Below are 15,790 nucleotides of genomic sequence, written 5' to 3' on the forward strand. Positions count from 1 at the left end.
CACGAGCGTGCACGAATTACATGATCACGGGGAATGTGCACGGATTACATGATCACCGGGTGGTGACGGCGTGCTTCTCGACGTAGGTCTTGATCTGCTCGGCATCGGCCGGCATCAGCTCGAAGCGCCGCGGCCGCTGTTCCAGGTCGGCGACCGCGTCCGGTAGCGGCGGGCGAACCCCGGTCGCCTGCTGGACGACGTCCGCGAACTTCACGGGTTGGGCGGTCTCGAGCACGATCATCGGGACGCCGTCCTCGACGTGGTGGCGCGCGACGTGGACGCCGTCCGCGGTGTGCGTGTCGATCAGCCGGCCGGACCCCGCGTGGACTGCGGCGATGGTGGCCAAACGGTCTGCGTGAGAACTGGTTCCGGCGACAAAGCCGAACTCGGCGATCCGGGTGTGCTCCGCCGCACCGATCGTGAAGCCGCCGGAGGGCACCAGATCGCCGAACAGGTGAGCCACGCGCGCGGCGTCCCGGTCGAGCAGGTCGAACACGAACCGCTCGATGTTGGAGGCCTTGGAGATGTCCATCGACGGGCTCGACGTCTCGTGCGTGTCCGTGGCGCCGCGCACCCGGTAGGTTCCGGTGCGGATGAACTCCTCCAGCACGTTGTTCTCGTTGGTGGCCAACACCAATCGGCGGATCGGCAGGCCCATCATGCGGGCCACGTGGCCGGCGCAGATGTTGCCGAAATTGCCGGACGGCACGGTGAAGCTGACCTGCTGGTCGTCGCCGCCACCCCCGCGAGCGGGGTCGGTCGCGGCCAGCCACCCGGCGACGTAGTAGACCACCTGTGCCACCAGCCGCGCCCAGTTGATCGAGTTGACGGTGCCGATGTGTAGCCGGCGCTTGAAGTCCAGGTCGGCCGAGACCGCCTTGACCACGTCCTGACAGTCGTCGAAGACCCCCTCGACCGCGAGGTTGTGGATGTTCGGCTCGGCCAGGGTGAACATCTGGGCCTGCTGGAACGGGCTCATCCGCCCGTGCGGGCTGAGCATGAACACCGCGATGCCCGCGCGCCCGCGCATCGCGTACTCGGCGGCGCTGCCGGTGTCGCCGGACGTCGCGCCGAGGATGTTCAGGCTCTGCCCGCGGCGGCCGAGCTCGTACTCGAAGAGGGCGCCGAGCAGCTGCATCGCCATGTCCTTGAAGGCCAGCGTCGGGCCGTTCGACAGCTCCAGCAGCGAGAGCGCGCCGCCGTCGAACCCCATCAGTGGCGTCAGCGGGGTGATCGCCTCGGTGCCGAACACCGCCGGGGTGTAGGTGCGGTGCACCAGGTCACGCAGGTCCGCGGCCGGGATGTCGTCGATGAACAGCGACAGCACCCGTTCGGCGAGATCGGCGTAGCTCAGGCCGCGCCACGACCGCAGCGTCGCGGCGTCCAGGCGGGGGTAGTGGGTCGGCAGGTAGAGCCCGCCGTCAGGGGCCAGGCCCTCGAGCAGGATCTCGCTGAAGGTGCGCGGCGGCGCATCACTGCGGGTGCTGAGATAGCGAACCGGCTGCTGGGACTCCACCCGGCCAGCCTACTGGGACGGGTTTCCATGATCGTGACGATGTGTTTCGTCCATCGCGGACGAACCCGTCATGATCATGAATGAGGCGCTTCAGGCCAGCAGCGGAGCCACCTCGGCGGCGATCAGGTCGAGGTGATCGAGGTCGGCCAGGTCGAGAATCTGCAGGTACAGCCGCTGGGCACCGGCGTCGCGCCAGGCCCGCAACGTCGCGGCGACCTGCTCGGGCGTGGCGGCCGCGCCGTTGGCGCGCAACTCGTCCGGCTCACGGCCGATCGCCGCAGCGCGGCGCGCGACCTCGGCCTCGTCGCTGCCGCAGCACACCACCACCGCCGCTGAATAGATCATGGACGACGGGTCGCGCCCGATCGCGGCACACGCCGCACCGACCGTGCGCTGTCGTTCGGCGAAGGCCTCGAGCGAGCCGAACGGCAGATTGAACTCGGCGGCGTACCGGGCGGCCAGGCGCGGCGTCCGGGCCGGGCCACCGCCGCCGATGATGATCGGTGGGCCACCCGCCTGGGCCGGCTTGGGTAGCGCAGGGGAGTCCTTCACCTGCCAGCGCTCGCCGGCGAAATCGAACTGCTCGCCCTCCGGGGTGCGCCACATGCCGTGGATGATCGCGAGCTGTTCCTCGAGGTTGGTGAACCGGTCGCCGACCGAGCCGAACGGAATGCCGTAAGCGGTGTGCTCGGCCTCGAACCAGCCGGCCCCGAACCCGAACTCGACCCGGCCGCCCGACATCGCATCGACCTGCGCCACGCTGATCGCCAACGGCCCTGGCAGCCGAAACGTCGCGGCCGAGACCAGCGTGCCGAGCCGGATCGTCGAGGTCTCACGCGCCAGCCCGGCGAGGGTGATCCAGGCATCGGTCGGCCCGGGCATCCCCGAGACGCCTCCCATGGCCAGGTAGTGGTCGCTGCGGAAGAAGGCGCCGAAGCCCAGCGCCTCGGTGCGCTGGGCCACGGCGAGCAGGTCGGCGTAGCTCGCACCCTGCTGAGGCTCGGTGAAGATGCGCAGGTCGGTGAGGTTCATGGCGCGCAGGCTACCCACGCCCTGCGCCCGAGGCCGTCGGCTCGGTCACGTCGGCGACCTCGGCGGTCAGCACCCGCACCACGTCGTCCGCCTCGACCGTCGCGGCCACGCCGTGTGCCCCGGCTCCCATCGACACCGTCCGCCCGGTCAGCGTGGCATCGGCGATCACCGGCCATGCGCTGGTCGACCCGAACGGGGTGATGGTGCCCCGCTCGTAGCCGGTCATCTCGCGCGCGGTCGCGGCGTCCGGCATCGAGAGCCGGTTGACGCCCAGGTAGGCCCGCAGCTTGGGCCAGGAGATCTCACGATCGCCCGGCACCAACACGAACAGGAAGTCGCCCTCGCCCCGGCGCACCACCAGGGTCTTGACGATGTCGCCCGGCTGAACCCCGCGGGCTGCTGCCGCCTCGGCGAGCGATGCCACCGGCCCGTGCCGGGTGATCACGTAGGTCATGCCGGACGCCGTGAGTGCCGCTGCCGCCCGCTGCTCGCCCGGGGCCTCGACTGCATCGCTGCCGCTCATGATTGCTCAGCCTAGGAGTACGGCAACGGCCCCGCCGAGCCGATCACCACAGAGACTGAGAGATTTGCCGTAGCGATCCGATCCGCGGATCCGGTCCACCCCAGGAGCTGTTCATGCCCCACGGACACGATGTCCTCGCTGGTCTGCGTGACGATGCAGCCAAGCTGCGTAGTTTGATCCCCGAGGTCTACGACGGGTACACCAGCACGCGCACCGCGGCTCTGCACGATGGTGCCCTGAGCGCCAAGGTCAAGGAGTTGATGGCCTTGAGCATCGCGATCTCCAAGCAGTGCGACGGATGCATCGCCGCCCACGCCAAGAGCGCGGCCCGAGCCGGAGCGACCATCGACGAGGCCGCCGAGGCGATCGGCGTGGCACTGGTGATGAACGGTGGCCCGGCCACGGTGCACGGGCCGCGGGCTCTGGCCTCGTTCCTCGAGTTCCGCGAGCACTTCGACCGACTCAAGAAGGAGCAGCCCAGGGCCTGACGCCGGCCAGGACGCCGCCGGTCAGGACACGTCGAGCCCGGTCAAGGCAGCGGCCAGGGACACCCCGTCCGGTGCCCGGACCTCGGGGACGACGCTGCGTGCCGGGCCGTAGTGCTCGCCGATCCGCTGGGTGGCCGTGCCGTGGGCCAGCATCTGCTCGGTCACCGTCAACTGCCGGATCGCGATCACGCGCACCCGATCGGGCCGCTCGCGGGCGAACTCGGCGTACAGGCTCGGGTCGTGCTGGCCGTCGTCCCCGACCAGCACCCAGCGCACCGAGGGTAGGTCGGCGGCGAGAGCATGCAGGCAGGCCCGCTTGTGATCCGGACCGCTGCGGAACCAGCCGGTGTTGGTCGGCCCCCAGTCGGTGAGCAACATCGGACCCTCCGGGTAGCCGTGGCGTGCCAGGAAGCGCCGCAGCATCGCGGCCGTGTTCCACGCCCCGGTCGAGACGTACACCGTGGGAGCCCCGGAATGTCGGGCGAGCAGCGTCCGATACAACTCGGCCATGCCCGGCACCGGACTACGCGAGGTCTCGCGCAGCACGAAGGTGTTGTAGGCCGCGAGCAGAGGCCGGGGCAGCAGGGTGCGGATCACCGTGTCGTCGATGTCGCTGACCAGACCGAAGCTCTGCTCGGGTGCCACCACGAACACCCGCGCGGTGACGGCGTCCGCGGTGTGCTCGTCCGGCAGGTCGATGTGCAGGGTGACCTGTTTCCAGCCGGGCGTCACCTCGGGGCCAGGTAGGCGCGCGTCCACGATGCCCGACCGATCGGCCCGGACCTGATGCTCCACACCACTCACCGTCACCATCACCGGCGCATGGGCCGCGGGCAGGGTGAAGAACGCCCGCCACCCCCGCCGGTCGGGCAGGCCCGGTGGGGCGGTCCGGACGGCGGCGCCGGCGCGACCGGACGGTGCGCGCGCCGACCATTCCCGTACCGACCAGTCCCGCAGCGATCGGGCCCGTGCCCCGACCGACGCCCGGGGCGAGGCAGTATGGCTCACCCGGGGCTCCTGCCCCGGCACCAGCAGCACCCGGGCGAGTACCCGGACGAAGCCCTCGTCCCCCGACCGGCCGTAGCCCTGGTAGGGAACGATCACCGGCCGCCACCCGCGCCGCCGGAACACCGCGCCCCAGGCGGCGTTCCAGACGTCCTCGAGGCGTCCGGCGGGATGGGTGCCCACGCCTCAGGTGACGTCGCGGCGTGTCGTGAGGAAGGCCCCGATCGCGGCCAGCACCACGGCATACGCCAGCAGCACCAACCCGGCCTGCCACCAGAACTCGAAGTACTGCGCCTGGGTGGCCGGGTCGACCTGCTGCCCCTCGACGGGGTCGCTGGTCACGAGCATGTTGGCGGTGAGGTTGCCCGGCAGCCACTTCATCGCCGAGTACCACTCCTTGACCGTGAAGAGGATGTTGAGGGCGATCTGCGCGATGAACGCGACGCCCACCCCGATCAGCACCGCGGCGATCTGGTTGCGGATCAGCATGCCGATGCCGAAACCGAACATCATCCAGATCGCGAACGCGGCCACCCCGATGCCGAGCGATTGCCACACCTGGGATTCGCCCAGCAGGGTCGGCTGGTGCTTGACCGCCGCCAGGATGCTCGCCCCACCGCCGACGCTCGCGGCGGCGTGCACCACCGCGTAGACCGCCCCGATGGCGGCCACCGCCACCATCTTCGAGAACAGCACCACCCATCGGTTCGGGGTGCTCAGAAAGGTGGCGCTGATGGTCTTGTGCCGGTACTCGCTGGTGATCAACAAGGTGCCCAGCGCCAACGGGAAGAGCGTCGTCAACTGCTGGATCAGCCCGGCGTTGTAGATCAGCTGGGCGGTGCCCACGGTCATCTTGGCGAAGGGGTTGCCCTGATCGCCCCCAGGCCCGTTACCCCCGTCGACAGCATCGGAGGACACCAGGGCCGCGAAGCCCATCGAGATCAGCGCCGCCAGGACCGCCATCCCCAGGGCCATGCCCCACCACAACCGGGTGGTGAACACCTTGCGGATCTCGGATCGGATCGCCCCGGTCATGCCACTGCTCCCGTCTGTGCCCCGGTAGGGGCTGTGTGTGGCGTCTCGGTGAGCTCGAAGAACAGCTCCTCCAGGTCGCCACCGTGCGCCCGGAGTTCCCAGATCGCCAGCCCCGCCTCGAGTGCCACGTTGCCGACCAGGCGCAGATCGGACGTGGTGACCACCAGCGCGCCGTCCTCGTCGCCCGTGCCGGGCCGACTGCGCAACCCGGCGGAGGCGTGCAGGGCCTGGGCCAACCGGGTCGGGTCGGGCGTACGGACGACGCAGGTCGCCTCGCCGTGCAGTTCGTCGATCGATGCGGCCTTCACCAGGCGTCCCCGGTTGATGATCACCACGTCGTCCACGGTCTGCTCCACCTCGGACAGCAGGTGGCTGGAGACCAAGATGGTGCGACCTTCACTGCTCAGCTGACGCAGAAAGCCCCGCAGCCACCGGATGCCCTCGGGATCGAGGCCGTTGGTCGGCTCGTCCAGCAGCAACACCTGGGGGTTGCCGATCATGGCCGCGGCCAGCCCGAGGCGTTGCCGCATACCCATCGAGTAGCCCCCGGCGCGCTTGCCGGCGGCGTCGGCGAGTCCGACGAGTTCGAGCAGTTCGTCGACCCGCTTGCCGCCGACGCCCGCGGTGTCGGCGAGCACGAGCAGGTGGTTGCGGCCGCTGCGACCGGGGTGGAAGTTGGTGGCCTCCAGCGCGGAGCCGATCACCCGCAATGGCTGATGGATCTTCAGGTACGACTGGCCGCCGATCGTGGCCGTCCCGCTGGTGGGCCGCACCAGACCGAGCGCCATGCGCAGGGTGGTGGTCTTGCCGGCGCCGTTGGGGCCGAGGAAGCCGGTGATCCGGCCCGGGTCGACGTCGAACGACAGGTCGTCGACGGCTGTCACGTCACCGAACCGTTTGGTCAGGTTGCGGATCTCGATCCGCGTCCCCGACCTGGGCTCTGCCGAAGGGGTCATGCCTCGATCCTTGCAGCCACCCCCGACACCTCGGCAACCGGAAACGCCACCGGCGGGGCGTTTCGCCCGATGGCCACCCGTTCCCAGCCGATCTCGAGGCAATTCACCGACCCAACGCAGACGGTCCACAGGGCGACCACAGTCGGGCGGACGACGTTGGGGGCATGAGCCTCGACCTCCGACCCCGACCGCGCCCAGGCCAGTCCGCTGAGTCGGCCGCCGACCTCCCGGGCGAGGGCACCGCCGGGCGGCGCCCCGATCCGCGATGGGCCCGGCCCGCGCTGTGGCTGCTGCTCGCCGCGACCCTGGGCACCTACCTGCTGAACCTGACCGCCAACGGTTGGGCCAACGCCTTCTACTCGGCGGCCGTTCAGGCCGGCTCGACCGGGTGGGAGGCGCTGTTCTACGGCTCGCTGGACGGCGCCAACTCGATCACGGTCGACAAGCCCCCCGCCGCACTGTGGGTGATGGTGGCCTCGGTGAAGCTGCTGGGGCTCAACTCGCTCGCGATCCTGTTGCCCGAGGTGTTGATGGGCGTGGCGAGCGTGGCCGTGCTGCACGCCGCCGTGAAACGGGCCTTCGGTGCCCCCGCAGGGCTGATCGCCGGCATGGTGCTCGCACTCACTCCGGTCGCCGCACTGATGTTCCGGTTCAACAACCCGGACGCCCTGCTCACCCTGTTGATGGTGCTGGCCGCCTGGGCCACCCTGCGCGCGGTCGAGGCGGGTGCGATCCGCTGGATGGTCTGGGCCGGGGTCTTCATCGGGTTCGGTTTCCTGACCAAGACGCTGCAGGTGATGCTCGTCGTCCCGACCCTGGGGTTGGCCTGGGTGATCATGGCTCGGACGACGCTGCGCCGCCGCATGGTCGGTGCGTTCGCCGCCGTCGCCGCCATGGTGGTGTCCGGTGGCTGGTGGGTGGCGATCGTCGAGCTGGTGCCGGCGAGCGCGCGGCCCTACATCGGTGGCAGCCAGACCAACTCGTTCCTGGAGCTGACCTTCGGCTACAACGGCCTCGGCCGGATCAACGGTGAGGAGACCGGCTCGGTCGGCGGCGGAAACGGCTGGGGTACCACCGGAATCGGCCGAATGTTCAACGACGCCATCGGCGGGCAGATCTCCTGGCTGATCCCGTCGGCGCTGATCCTGCTGGTCGCGGGTGTGGTGTTGCGGGGCCGGGCGCCGCGCACCGACCTGCGCCGGGCCGGTTACCTGGTCTGGGGTGGCTGGTTGCTGGTCACCGGACTGACCTTCTCGTTCATGGCCGGGATCTTCCACGAGTACTACACCGTGGCGTTGGCGCCGGCGGTCGCGGCCCTGATCGGCATGGGGGCCGCCGAGGCCTGGGAGCGGCGCAGCGGCATCGCCGGCCGTGTGGTGCTCGCCGCGGCGACCTGGGTCGCCGGGGTGTGGTCGTTCGCGCTGCTGAGCCGCACCACCGAGTACGGCGACTGGCTGCGCTACAGCGTGCTGGTGGTCAGTGTCGTGGCAGCGGCGGGGCTGCTCGTCGTCCACCGGCTGCGCAGGGTGGTGGTGGCCGGCGTGGTGGCCGCAGCGCTGGTCAGCGGGCTGGCGGGTTCGGCCGCCTACACCGCGACCACGATCTCGACGGCGCACACCGGGTCGATCGTCACGGCCGGACCGCGCACCGGGAACGGTCCGGGCGGCCTGGGCGGCGGCCCCGGCGGGATGGGCGGCGGGATGCCGGCCGGCGGTCCCGGTGCGATGCAGGGCGGTGTGCAGGGTGGAATGCAGGGTGGCACGACGGGTGTGATGCCGACTCCGCCGAACGGCGCCGGGCCGGGTGGCCAGCCCGGCGGGCCGATCGGCGGCATGGGCGGGCTGCTGAACGCCAGCACCCCCAGCGCCGAGCTGGTGACGGCGCTGCGCACCGACGCCGAGTCCTACACCTGGGTGGCGGCCGCGATCGGCAGCCAACAGGCCGCCGGGCTGCAGTTGGGCAGTGAGCTGCCGGTGATGGCGATCGGCGGGTTCAACGGATCCGACCCCAGCCCGACCCTGGCGCAGTTCCAGGCCCACGTCGCCGCCGGCGAGATCCACTACCTGGTGGCCTCCGGGCAGGGCGGCGGTCGCGGCGGCCCGGGTTCGTCCGGCTCGGCGAGTGAGATCAGCACCTGGGTGCAGCAGAACTACACCGCGGTCACCATCGGCAGCGTCACCCTGTACGACCTGACCCAGCCGGTGAGTGCGTCATGACGGCCGTGACGCGGCGGATCGACGGCCTGGTGCTGGACGTGGTGATCCCGGTCCACAACGAGGAGCGCGCGTTGGCCCGGTGCGTGCGCCGGCTGCACCGCCATCTCGAGGCGACCTTTCCCTACGCATACCGGATCACCATCGCCGACAACGCGAGTACCGACGAAACCCCGCGTGTGGCAGCAGAATTGGCCGCGACGGTGCCGGACGTGACGTGGGTCCGGTTGGAGCAGAAGGGCCGGGGCCGGGCGCTGAAGCAGGTGTGGTCGGCCTCGCCGGCTCAGGTGCTCGCCTACATGGACGTCGACCTGTCGACCGACCTGGATGCGTTGTGGCCGTTGGTGGCTCCGCTGTTGTCGGGACATTCCGACGTGGCCATCGGCACCCGGTTGCACCGCGACTCGCGCGTCGTCCGGGGGCCGAAACGCGAGGCGATCTCGCGGGCCTACAACCTGATCCTGCGGACGGCGTTGGGCGCGAGCTTCACCGATGCGCAGTGTGGTTTCAAGGCCATTCGCTCGGACGTCGCGGCCGAGTTGCTGCCGCTGGTACGGGACCCGACCTGGTTCTTCGACACCGAACTCCTGGTGCTGGCCCAGAGGTGCGGGCTGCGGATCCACGAGGTGCCGGTGGACTGGGTCGACGACCCGGACTCGCGGGTCGACATCGTGACCACCGCGACCGACGACCTGCGCGGCGTCCGGCGGTTGCACCGCACGCTCGATCACCTTCCGCTGGAGGCGATCCGGCAGCGGCTGGGCCGCACCACGGCGCAGTCCGGGCTGGGTGCGCAGTCGGTGCGATTCGCGGTGGTGGGCGTGTTCACCACGGCAATCCATCTCGGCCTGTTCGCCCTGCTCGACAGCTCGTTGCCGGGATGGTCGGCGCAGTGGGCCAACACCGCGGCACTGGCCTTCGCCACGGTGGTCAACACCGGCGTCAACCGGCGCTGGACCTTCGGCATCCGCCGGCGCGAAGGGGCATTCACCAACCAGGTGCAAGGCTTCGGCGTCTTCGCGTTGACCTGGGCCGTGACCGCTCTGGCGCTGTGGGGCTTCGGAGCCCTCTGGCCCACCGCGCCGACCCTGGCCAGCACCCTGATCCTCGCCGTGGCCACGGTCACCTCGACCGCGCTGAAGTTCATCCTGATGCGCCACTGGATGTTCGCCACACCCCCCAACCCCCTGGCCCCGAACTCCCCCGCCCCCCTGGACCCCACCCCCCCCCTGGGCCCCACCACCCCCCTGGGCGCAATGTCACATCACGCTCGCTAGATGAGTGCAACGTGACGTTGCGCTCGTCGGGGACGAGCGTGACGTGACATTGCGCTCGGGCGGGAACGGGGGGTATTCAACTGGATGGTTGACAAAGAGGTGACTCGCGCCTACGGTCTATTCAACCAAGTAGTTGAGGACGTGGGATGACCGATCAGCTGTCCAAGGTGTTCGCCGCCCTGGCCGACCCGACCCGGCGCGACATGGTCGCCCGGCTCAGCGGGGGTGATGCCACCGTCGGTGAGCTCGCCGCGCCGTACCAGGTGAGCGTGCAGGCGGTGTCCAAGCACCTGAAGGTGCTGGAAGAGGCCGGTCTGGTCACCCGCAGCCGCGACGCGCAACGGCGTCCGGTGCATCTCGAGGCGGAGGTGTTCGACCTGATGACGAAGTGGATCGAGCGCTACCGCCGTCAGGCCGAGCAGCGCTACCAGCGCCTGGACGCCGTGCTGGCCGCGATGACCGCCGCCGACCATCCGAACGACGACACCGAGTCCACCCTGCAGGAGGGAACCGCATCATGAGCACCGCTCCCAGCCACGCCGACACCCGCTACGTCGAGGCCGTCATCGAGGCCGACCCGACCGTGCCGGCGATCCGCATGACCCGCGACTTCGCCGCCACGCCGGCCCAGTTGCTGCGCGCCCACACCGACCCTGAGCTGTACACCCAGTGGGTCGGACCGCACGGCACCACCGCGACGATCGACTATTGGGATGCCCGCACGGGCGGCAGCTGGCGCTTCACCGGTCAGCACGGCGACGGCTCCGACGGTATGACCTTCGCCTTCCGCGGCTGCTTCCACGAGGTGCGCGAGGATCGCATCGTGCAGACCTTCACCTGGGAGGGTCAGCCGGACGGCGTCTCACTCGAGACCCTCACCTTCGAAGACCTCGGCGACGGCCGCACCCGGCTGCACGCGCAGTCGTTGTGCGACAGCTTCGAGGACCGTGACGCCTGGCTGCGCAGCGGCATGGAGGTCGGCGTCAACGACGGCTATGCCAAGATCGACGCCCTGCTCACCGACGGAAGGCTCTGATCAGTCATGGCCCTGCCCACCGAACCCGCCGCCCGCCACCGCGTCGTGGCCGCCGGCTTCGCCGATCGGGTGAAGGGCGCGGAGGCCGCCGGCTCCTGGGCGGCACCGACCCCGGTCGCGGAATGGCAGGCGCGGGACGTCGTCCGGCATCTCGTCGACTGGCTGCCGGGATTCCTCGGCTCGATCGCCGGGGTTGATCTGAACCGCCACGGCCCGAGTGTGGACGACGACCCGGTGGCCGCGTGGGACACGCACGCCGCGGCGGTGCAGGCACTGCTCGACGACCCCGCGTCGTCCCGGATCGTCGATGACCCGCGGTTCGGCGCGATGCCGTTGACAGCGCTGATCGACCGGTTCTACACCGTCGACGTCTTCATGCACACCTGGGATCTCGCCCGGGCCACCGGCCAGGACGACCGGCTCGACGCCGACCTGTGCCGGGACATGCTCGCCGGCATGGAGCCGATGGAGGACATGATCCGGGCCTCGGGTCAGTTCGGCAGCCGGGTGCCGGTGCCGGCCGACGCCGATGCGCAGACGCGCCTGATCGGCTTCATCGGTCGTGACCCGTTCTGGACTCCACACATCTGATCATCGGCCTGATCGCACCAGATTCGTCAGAACTCGCCCCGCAGCGCGTGGGCAGTGGCCGCCGGCCCCGTTCTGACGAATCTGGTGCGAACCGTGTGGTTTGCTGATGCGTCATGACCTTGGTTTCCGTCGACCTACCCGCCCCCGCCGAGCTGGGCCGCCGCTGGGCGGTGGCCGCCGCCGTCCAGGCCGCGGTCGGTTTCGGCACGCACTGCCACGCCGCCGGGCCGGTCTGGCACTACGACGACGGCGGCGGCAACTGGACCGACCTGCACCTGCTCGGCGGCGGGCGTGCCGTGTTGCTGGGCAACGACCACGAGTACTCCGAGACCTACTTCCGTGGCGCTGCCGAGTACTTCGACGAGGAGGAGACCGACCTGCTCGCCGGGGCGCCGGCCTGGTGGGACGTGCTGGCGAACTACGCCGACGACGACTGGGTGGGCTTCATCTACGGCTTCGACGGCGCCACCTGGTCGCGGGCCGACCACGACCTCGACGACGGGTTCGCCTCGATCGGGCTGCCGGCGGTCTCGGACGAGCTCCTGATCGCCTCCGTGGATGAGTCGGCGACCGGTCTGAACACCGACGCGGGCCTCACCCACACCACCGATCCTGCAGCGGTACTCGGCGCCATTGCCGCCGGCGCACAGTTGACCCGCGAGCAGGCGGCCGGGTTGCTGGGTGCAGCAGGGGGCGACCTGGACGCTGCCGTTGCCGCCGCACGGGCCTTCGCCCCCAGCCTAGGATCGCCCGCATGACCGATCCCCGTGACGTCCCCTCGATCTCCTTGCGCGGCAGTGCCATCGCCGCCGATGCCGCCACCGTCGCGATCCCTCAGGTGGGTTTCGGTGTCTGGCAGGTGCCGGACGACGCGGTGCAGCCCGCGGTCGAGCGGGCGCTCGAGGTGGGGTACCGGCACATCGACACCGCCCGCCTCTACGGCAACGAGAGTGGGGTCGGCCGGGCGCTGGCCGCCACGAGAATCGCTCGTGAGGACATCTTCGTCACCACCAAGCTGTGGAACGACGACCACCGCAGCGTGCGCCCGGCCTTCGAGGCGTCGATGGATCGACTCGGGCTCGACCAGCTCGATCTGTTCCTGATCCACTGGCCGGTGCCGGACGCGAACACCTACGTCGAGGCCTGGCGCGAGCTGCTCGCGCTGCGCGACGAGGGCCGCATCCGAGCGGTGGGCGTCTGCAACTTCCACGTCCCGCACCTGCAGCGGCTCGAGGCCGAGACCGGCGAGCTGCCCACCATCAACCAGATCGAGCTGCACCCCTACCTGCAACAGGCCGCACTGCGAGCCTTCCACGCCGCCCACGGCATCGTGACCGAGTCGTGGAGCCCATTGGCCTCGGGCCACAAGGTGCTCGACGACCCGGCGATCGGCGCCATCGCAGCCGGGCACGGGGTCACCCCGGCCCAGGTGATCATCCGCTGGCACCTGCAGCTCGGGCTCGTCGTGCTGCCGAAATCGGTGACCCCGCACCGGATCGGCCAGAACCTCGACGTGTTCGGCTTCACCCTGGACGACGACCAGCTGGCGGCCATCGCGGCGCTCGATCGCGGCATGCGCACCGGGCCGAACCCGGACGAGTTCCACATGGATGCCCTGGCCTAGCGGAAAAAAGCCGCGGGTCACCCCGATTGCCCGCGAAGCGGACAACGCGGTAGGACTGGTCATCTCACTGTCCGGGGGGAGTCGACACCGTCGGCGTCCCCGCTCGAGATGCCCAGCGCGTGACGCCTCGGCGCCACGGGGAAGAGAGAACTTGCGTGCAGAGAACACGGATGTTGATATCGGCGACTGCGCTCGTTGCGGCCGCCACCCTCGGCTCCGCCTCGCTGGCCGCCGCGGCCCCGGCGCCGGTGGCCGAGTCGGCTCCGGCCGCAGCCGACGTGGTGGCCGGGGTCACCTGGGGCCCGTGTCAGAGCCCCGGCCTGATCCGCCGGAACGCGGAGTGCGGCTTCGTGAGCGTGCCCCTCGACTACGGCAAACCCTCGGGAGCCAAGGCCCAGATCGCCATCTCGCGCATCAAGCACACGGTGCCGGATGCGCAGTACCAGGGCATCATGCTGGTCAACCCGGGCGGCCCCGGCGGTTCGGGTCTGACGTTGTCGATCCTGGGTGAATTCGTGCCCAACGGTGCCGGCGCCGCCTACGACTGGATCGGTTTCGACCCGCGGGGTGTCGGGTCGAGTACGCCCGCGCTGAGCTGCGACCCCAACTACGCCGCCGGGCCTCGCCCGATCTACGAGCCGACCACCGCCGCGATCGAGAAGGCCTGGCTGGCCAAGTCCAAGGCCTACGCGAAGGCCTGCGGCACGGCGGGCGGCTCCGCGTTGCTGTCCAACCTGCGCACCACCGACTCGGTGCGCGACATGGACCGGATCCGGCTCGCGCTGGGTGAGAAGAAGCTGAACTTCTACGGCTTCTCGTACGGCACCTACCTGGGCCAGGTCTACGCGACCATGTACCCCGACAAGGTGCGCCGCATGGTGCTGGACAGCAACGTCGACCCGCGCAAGGTCTGGTACCAGGCCAACCTCGACCAGGACGTCGCGTTCGAGACCACCGAGACCGCATGGTGGGCCTGGCTGGCGAAGTACGACAGCGTCTACCACCTCGGAAAGACCGAGAAGCAGGTCGAGGCGTTGTGGTACGCCGAGCGCGCCAAGCTGGCCAAGAACCCGGCCGGTGGGGTGGTGGGCGCCTCCGAGTGGAGCGACATCTTCCTCAGCGCCGGGTACTACCAGATCACCTGGCTCGACCTGGCCGACCTGTGGGCCACCTGGAACGCGACCCACGCCGACCCGCAGCCGCTGGTCGACACATACAACGACGGTGCCGGGGTCGGTGACGACAACAGCTTCGCCATGTACCTCGGCGTGCAGTGTGTCGATGCCTCGTGGCCGCGCGACTGGTCGACCTGGCGTGAGGACAACTGGCGCACCTACAAGAAGGCGCCGTTCCTCACCTGGGGCAACGCCTGGTTCAACGCGCCGTGTGCGTTCTGGCCGGTCAAGTCCTCTCGTCCGGTGGAGGTCACCGGCCGGGGCGTCGCGCCGATCCTGTTGGTGGGCGAGACCCTGGACGCCGCAACCCCCTATGAGGGCAGCCTCGAGGTGCGCAGCCGGTTCCCGAACTCGCGCCTGATCGGGCTGCCGGGCGGCACCAGCCACGCGATGTCGCTCTTCGACAACGCCTGCCTGGACAACCAGATCGCGGCCTACCTCGCCGACGGCACCCTGCCGTCCCGCAAGTCCGGACGGCGCGCGGACACCACGTGTGCGCCGCTCCCGGTCCCGGACCCGACCGCCGCTGCCGGGGCAGCGGCCCAGAAGGCGGCGCCGGGCGGCGCCGATCGCGCGGAATTGGCGGCTCTGCTGCACACCGGCAGGCGGTGAGCCGCTCGGGGTGAACGGCGAGCCGGCCACCGGGCCGATCCTGAGCGTGGGATCGCCTGGTGGCCGGCTCGAGCCCTTTCAGACCCAGCTCAGACCCAGCTCAGACCGTGTTCAGCGCGGTTCGGTCAGGGCTCGATCCGGGTGCGCTCGAGCACCTGCACCGCCTGCCCCACGTCCGCGGCGGTCGAGATGCTCGCCCGCCACCGGGCCGAGACGAACCCGGCGGTCACCGCGTCGTCCAGCAAGTGCACCAGGGGGTCATAGAAGCCGCCCACGTTGAACACCGTGATCGGCTTGAACCGCTGATGCAGCCCGAGCTGGTTCCAGGTCGCGGCCTCGAACAGCTCCTCCAGCGTGCCCAGACCCCCGGGCAACACCACGAACGCGTCGGCCAGGTCGTACATCAAGGCCTTGCGGGCGTGCATGTCCGGTACCTGGTGCAGCTCGGTCAGCCCGGGGTGGGGCACCTCGGCCGAGAACAGCTGCCGTGGGATCACCCCGATCGCCTCGCCGCCGGCCGCCAACACGGCGTCCGCCACCGCACCCATCAACCCGACCTGGGCACCGCCGTAGACCAGGCCGATCCCGGACGCCGCCAGGGCGCCGCCCAGCTCGACGGCCGCCGCGAGGTGGGCGGGGTCGGTGCCGGTGGAGGATCCGCAGAACACACAGATACGTCGTCGCTCGCTCATCGACGGGCAGGCTAG

Annotated in this window: 16 protein-coding genes; 9 read left to right on the forward strand and 7 right to left on the reverse strand. The window is 70.3% G+C overall.

The features are described from left to right. Nucleotides 1–52: 52 nt before the first annotated feature. The 3 genes from IPK24_01060 to IPK24_01070 all read right to left on the reverse strand — a co-directional run bounded on the left by IPK24_01060 (nt 53) and on the right by IPK24_01070 (nt 3,071). Nucleotides 53–1,516: a threonine synthase gene (locus tag IPK24_01060; GenBank protein ID MBK8074162.1), complete on the reverse strand. Its 1,464-nt coding sequence runs from the start codon at nt 1,514–1,516 to the stop codon at nt 53–55. Between the two features lie 90 nt (nt 1,517–1,606). Then, the gene (locus IPK24_01065; protein MBK8074163.1) at nt 1,607–2,548 is read right to left on the reverse strand and encodes an LLM class F420-dependent oxidoreductase; all 942 of its coding nucleotides are present in this window, start codon (nt 2,546–2,548) and stop codon (nt 1,607–1,609) included. 10 nt (nt 2,549–2,558) lie between these two features. Further along, the gene (locus IPK24_01070; GenBank protein ID MBK8074164.1) at nt 2,559–3,071 is read right to left on the reverse strand and encodes a YbaK/EbsC family protein; all 513 of its coding nucleotides are present in this window, start codon (nt 3,069–3,071) and stop codon (nt 2,559–2,561) included. A gap of 113 nt (nt 3,072–3,184) precedes the next feature. Here IPK24_01070 and IPK24_01075 point away from each other — a divergent pair, with 113 nt between their 5' ends. After that, nucleotides 3,185–3,559 carry a carboxymuconolactone decarboxylase family protein gene (locus tag IPK24_01075; GenBank protein ID MBK8074165.1) on the forward strand — a complete coding sequence of 125 codons (375 nt, stop codon included), beginning with the start codon at nt 3,185–3,187 and terminating at the stop codon, nt 3,557–3,559. 21 nt (nt 3,560–3,580) lie between these two features. Here IPK24_01075 and IPK24_01080 read toward each other — a convergent pair whose 3' ends face one another. The 3 genes from IPK24_01080 to IPK24_01090 form a co-directional block, all read right to left on the reverse strand. Beyond that, entirely contained in the window at nt 3,581–4,372 is a 792-nt protein-coding gene (locus tag IPK24_01080) for a DUF2183 domain-containing protein (GenBank protein MBK8074166.1), read from the reverse strand. Between the two features lie 378 nt (nt 4,373–4,750). Further along, nucleotides 4,751–5,599, reverse strand: a complete 849-nt coding sequence (locus tag IPK24_01085; protein ID MBK8074167.1) for an ABC transporter permease subunit — start codon at nt 5,597–5,599, stop codon at nt 4,751–4,753. Beyond that, nucleotides 5,596–6,555, reverse strand: a complete 960-nt coding sequence (locus tag IPK24_01090) for an ABC transporter ATP-binding protein (protein ID MBK8074168.1) — start codon at nt 6,553–6,555, stop codon at nt 5,596–5,598. The genes IPK24_01085 and IPK24_01090 overlap by 4 nt, the downstream gene beginning before the upstream one ends. Before the next feature lie 164 nt (nt 6,556–6,719). On the opposite strand from IPK24_01090, the gene IPK24_01095 reads away from it, so the two are divergent. From IPK24_01095 to IPK24_01130, 8 genes are all read left to right on the forward strand, one after another. Further along, the gene (locus IPK24_01095; GenBank protein ID MBK8074169.1) at nt 6,720–8,771 is read left to right on the forward strand and encodes a glycosyltransferase family 39 protein; all 2,052 of its coding nucleotides are present in this window, start codon (nt 6,720–6,722) and stop codon (nt 8,769–8,771) included. Then, nucleotides 8,768–10,045 (forward strand): bifunctional glycosyltransferase family 2/GtrA family protein, encoded by a 1,278-nt coding sequence (locus IPK24_01100; GenBank protein ID MBK8074170.1) that lies wholly within the window; start codon nt 8,768–8,770, stop codon nt 10,043–10,045. Before IPK24_01095 ends, IPK24_01100 begins: the two co-directional genes overlap by 4 nt. 146 nt (nt 10,046–10,191) lie before the next feature. Next, a complete protein-coding gene (locus IPK24_01105) occupies nt 10,192–10,566 on the forward strand; it encodes an ArsR family transcriptional regulator (protein ID MBK8074171.1) in 375 nt (124 codons plus the stop codon). Continuing rightward, on the forward strand, nt 10,563–11,081 hold the full coding sequence (locus tag IPK24_01110; GenBank protein ID MBK8074172.1) for an SRPBCC family protein: 519 nt from the start codon (nt 10,563–10,565) through the stop codon (nt 11,079–11,081). Before IPK24_01105 ends, IPK24_01110 begins: the two co-directional genes overlap by 4 nt. A 6-nt stretch (nt 11,082–11,087) precedes the next feature. Further along, entirely contained in the window at nt 11,088–11,672 is a 585-nt protein-coding gene (locus tag IPK24_01115) for a TIGR03086 family protein (GenBank protein MBK8074173.1), read from the forward strand. Between the two features lie 113 nt (nt 11,673–11,785). Beyond that, nucleotides 11,786–12,430, forward strand: coding sequence for a proteophosphoglycan 5 (locus IPK24_01120; protein MBK8074174.1), 645 nt, complete (start codon nt 11,786–11,788; stop codon nt 12,428–12,430). Next, nucleotides 12,427–13,296, forward strand: coding sequence for an aldo/keto reductase (locus tag IPK24_01125; GenBank protein ID MBK8074175.1), 870 nt, complete (start codon nt 12,427–12,429; stop codon nt 13,294–13,296). The genes IPK24_01120 and IPK24_01125 overlap by 4 nt, the downstream gene beginning before the upstream one ends. 170 nt (nt 13,297–13,466) lie before the next feature. After that, nucleotides 13,467–15,083 carry an alpha/beta fold hydrolase gene (locus IPK24_01130; protein MBK8074176.1) on the forward strand — a complete coding sequence of 539 codons (1,617 nt, stop codon included), beginning with the start codon at nt 13,467–13,469 and terminating at the stop codon, nt 15,081–15,083. Between the two features lie 125 nt (nt 15,084–15,208). Here IPK24_01130 and IPK24_01135 read toward each other — a convergent pair whose 3' ends face one another. After that, nucleotides 15,209–15,775: a TIGR00730 family Rossman fold protein gene (locus tag IPK24_01135; GenBank protein ID MBK8074177.1), complete on the reverse strand. Its 567-nt coding sequence runs from the start codon at nt 15,773–15,775 to the stop codon at nt 15,209–15,211. Nucleotides 15,776–15,790: the final 15 nt, after the last annotated feature.

Source organism: Kineosporiaceae bacterium (assembly GCA_016713225.1).
In the GTDB taxonomy this organism is placed as follows: Bacteria; Actinomycetota; Actinomycetes; order Actinomycetales; family Kineosporiaceae; genus JADJPO01.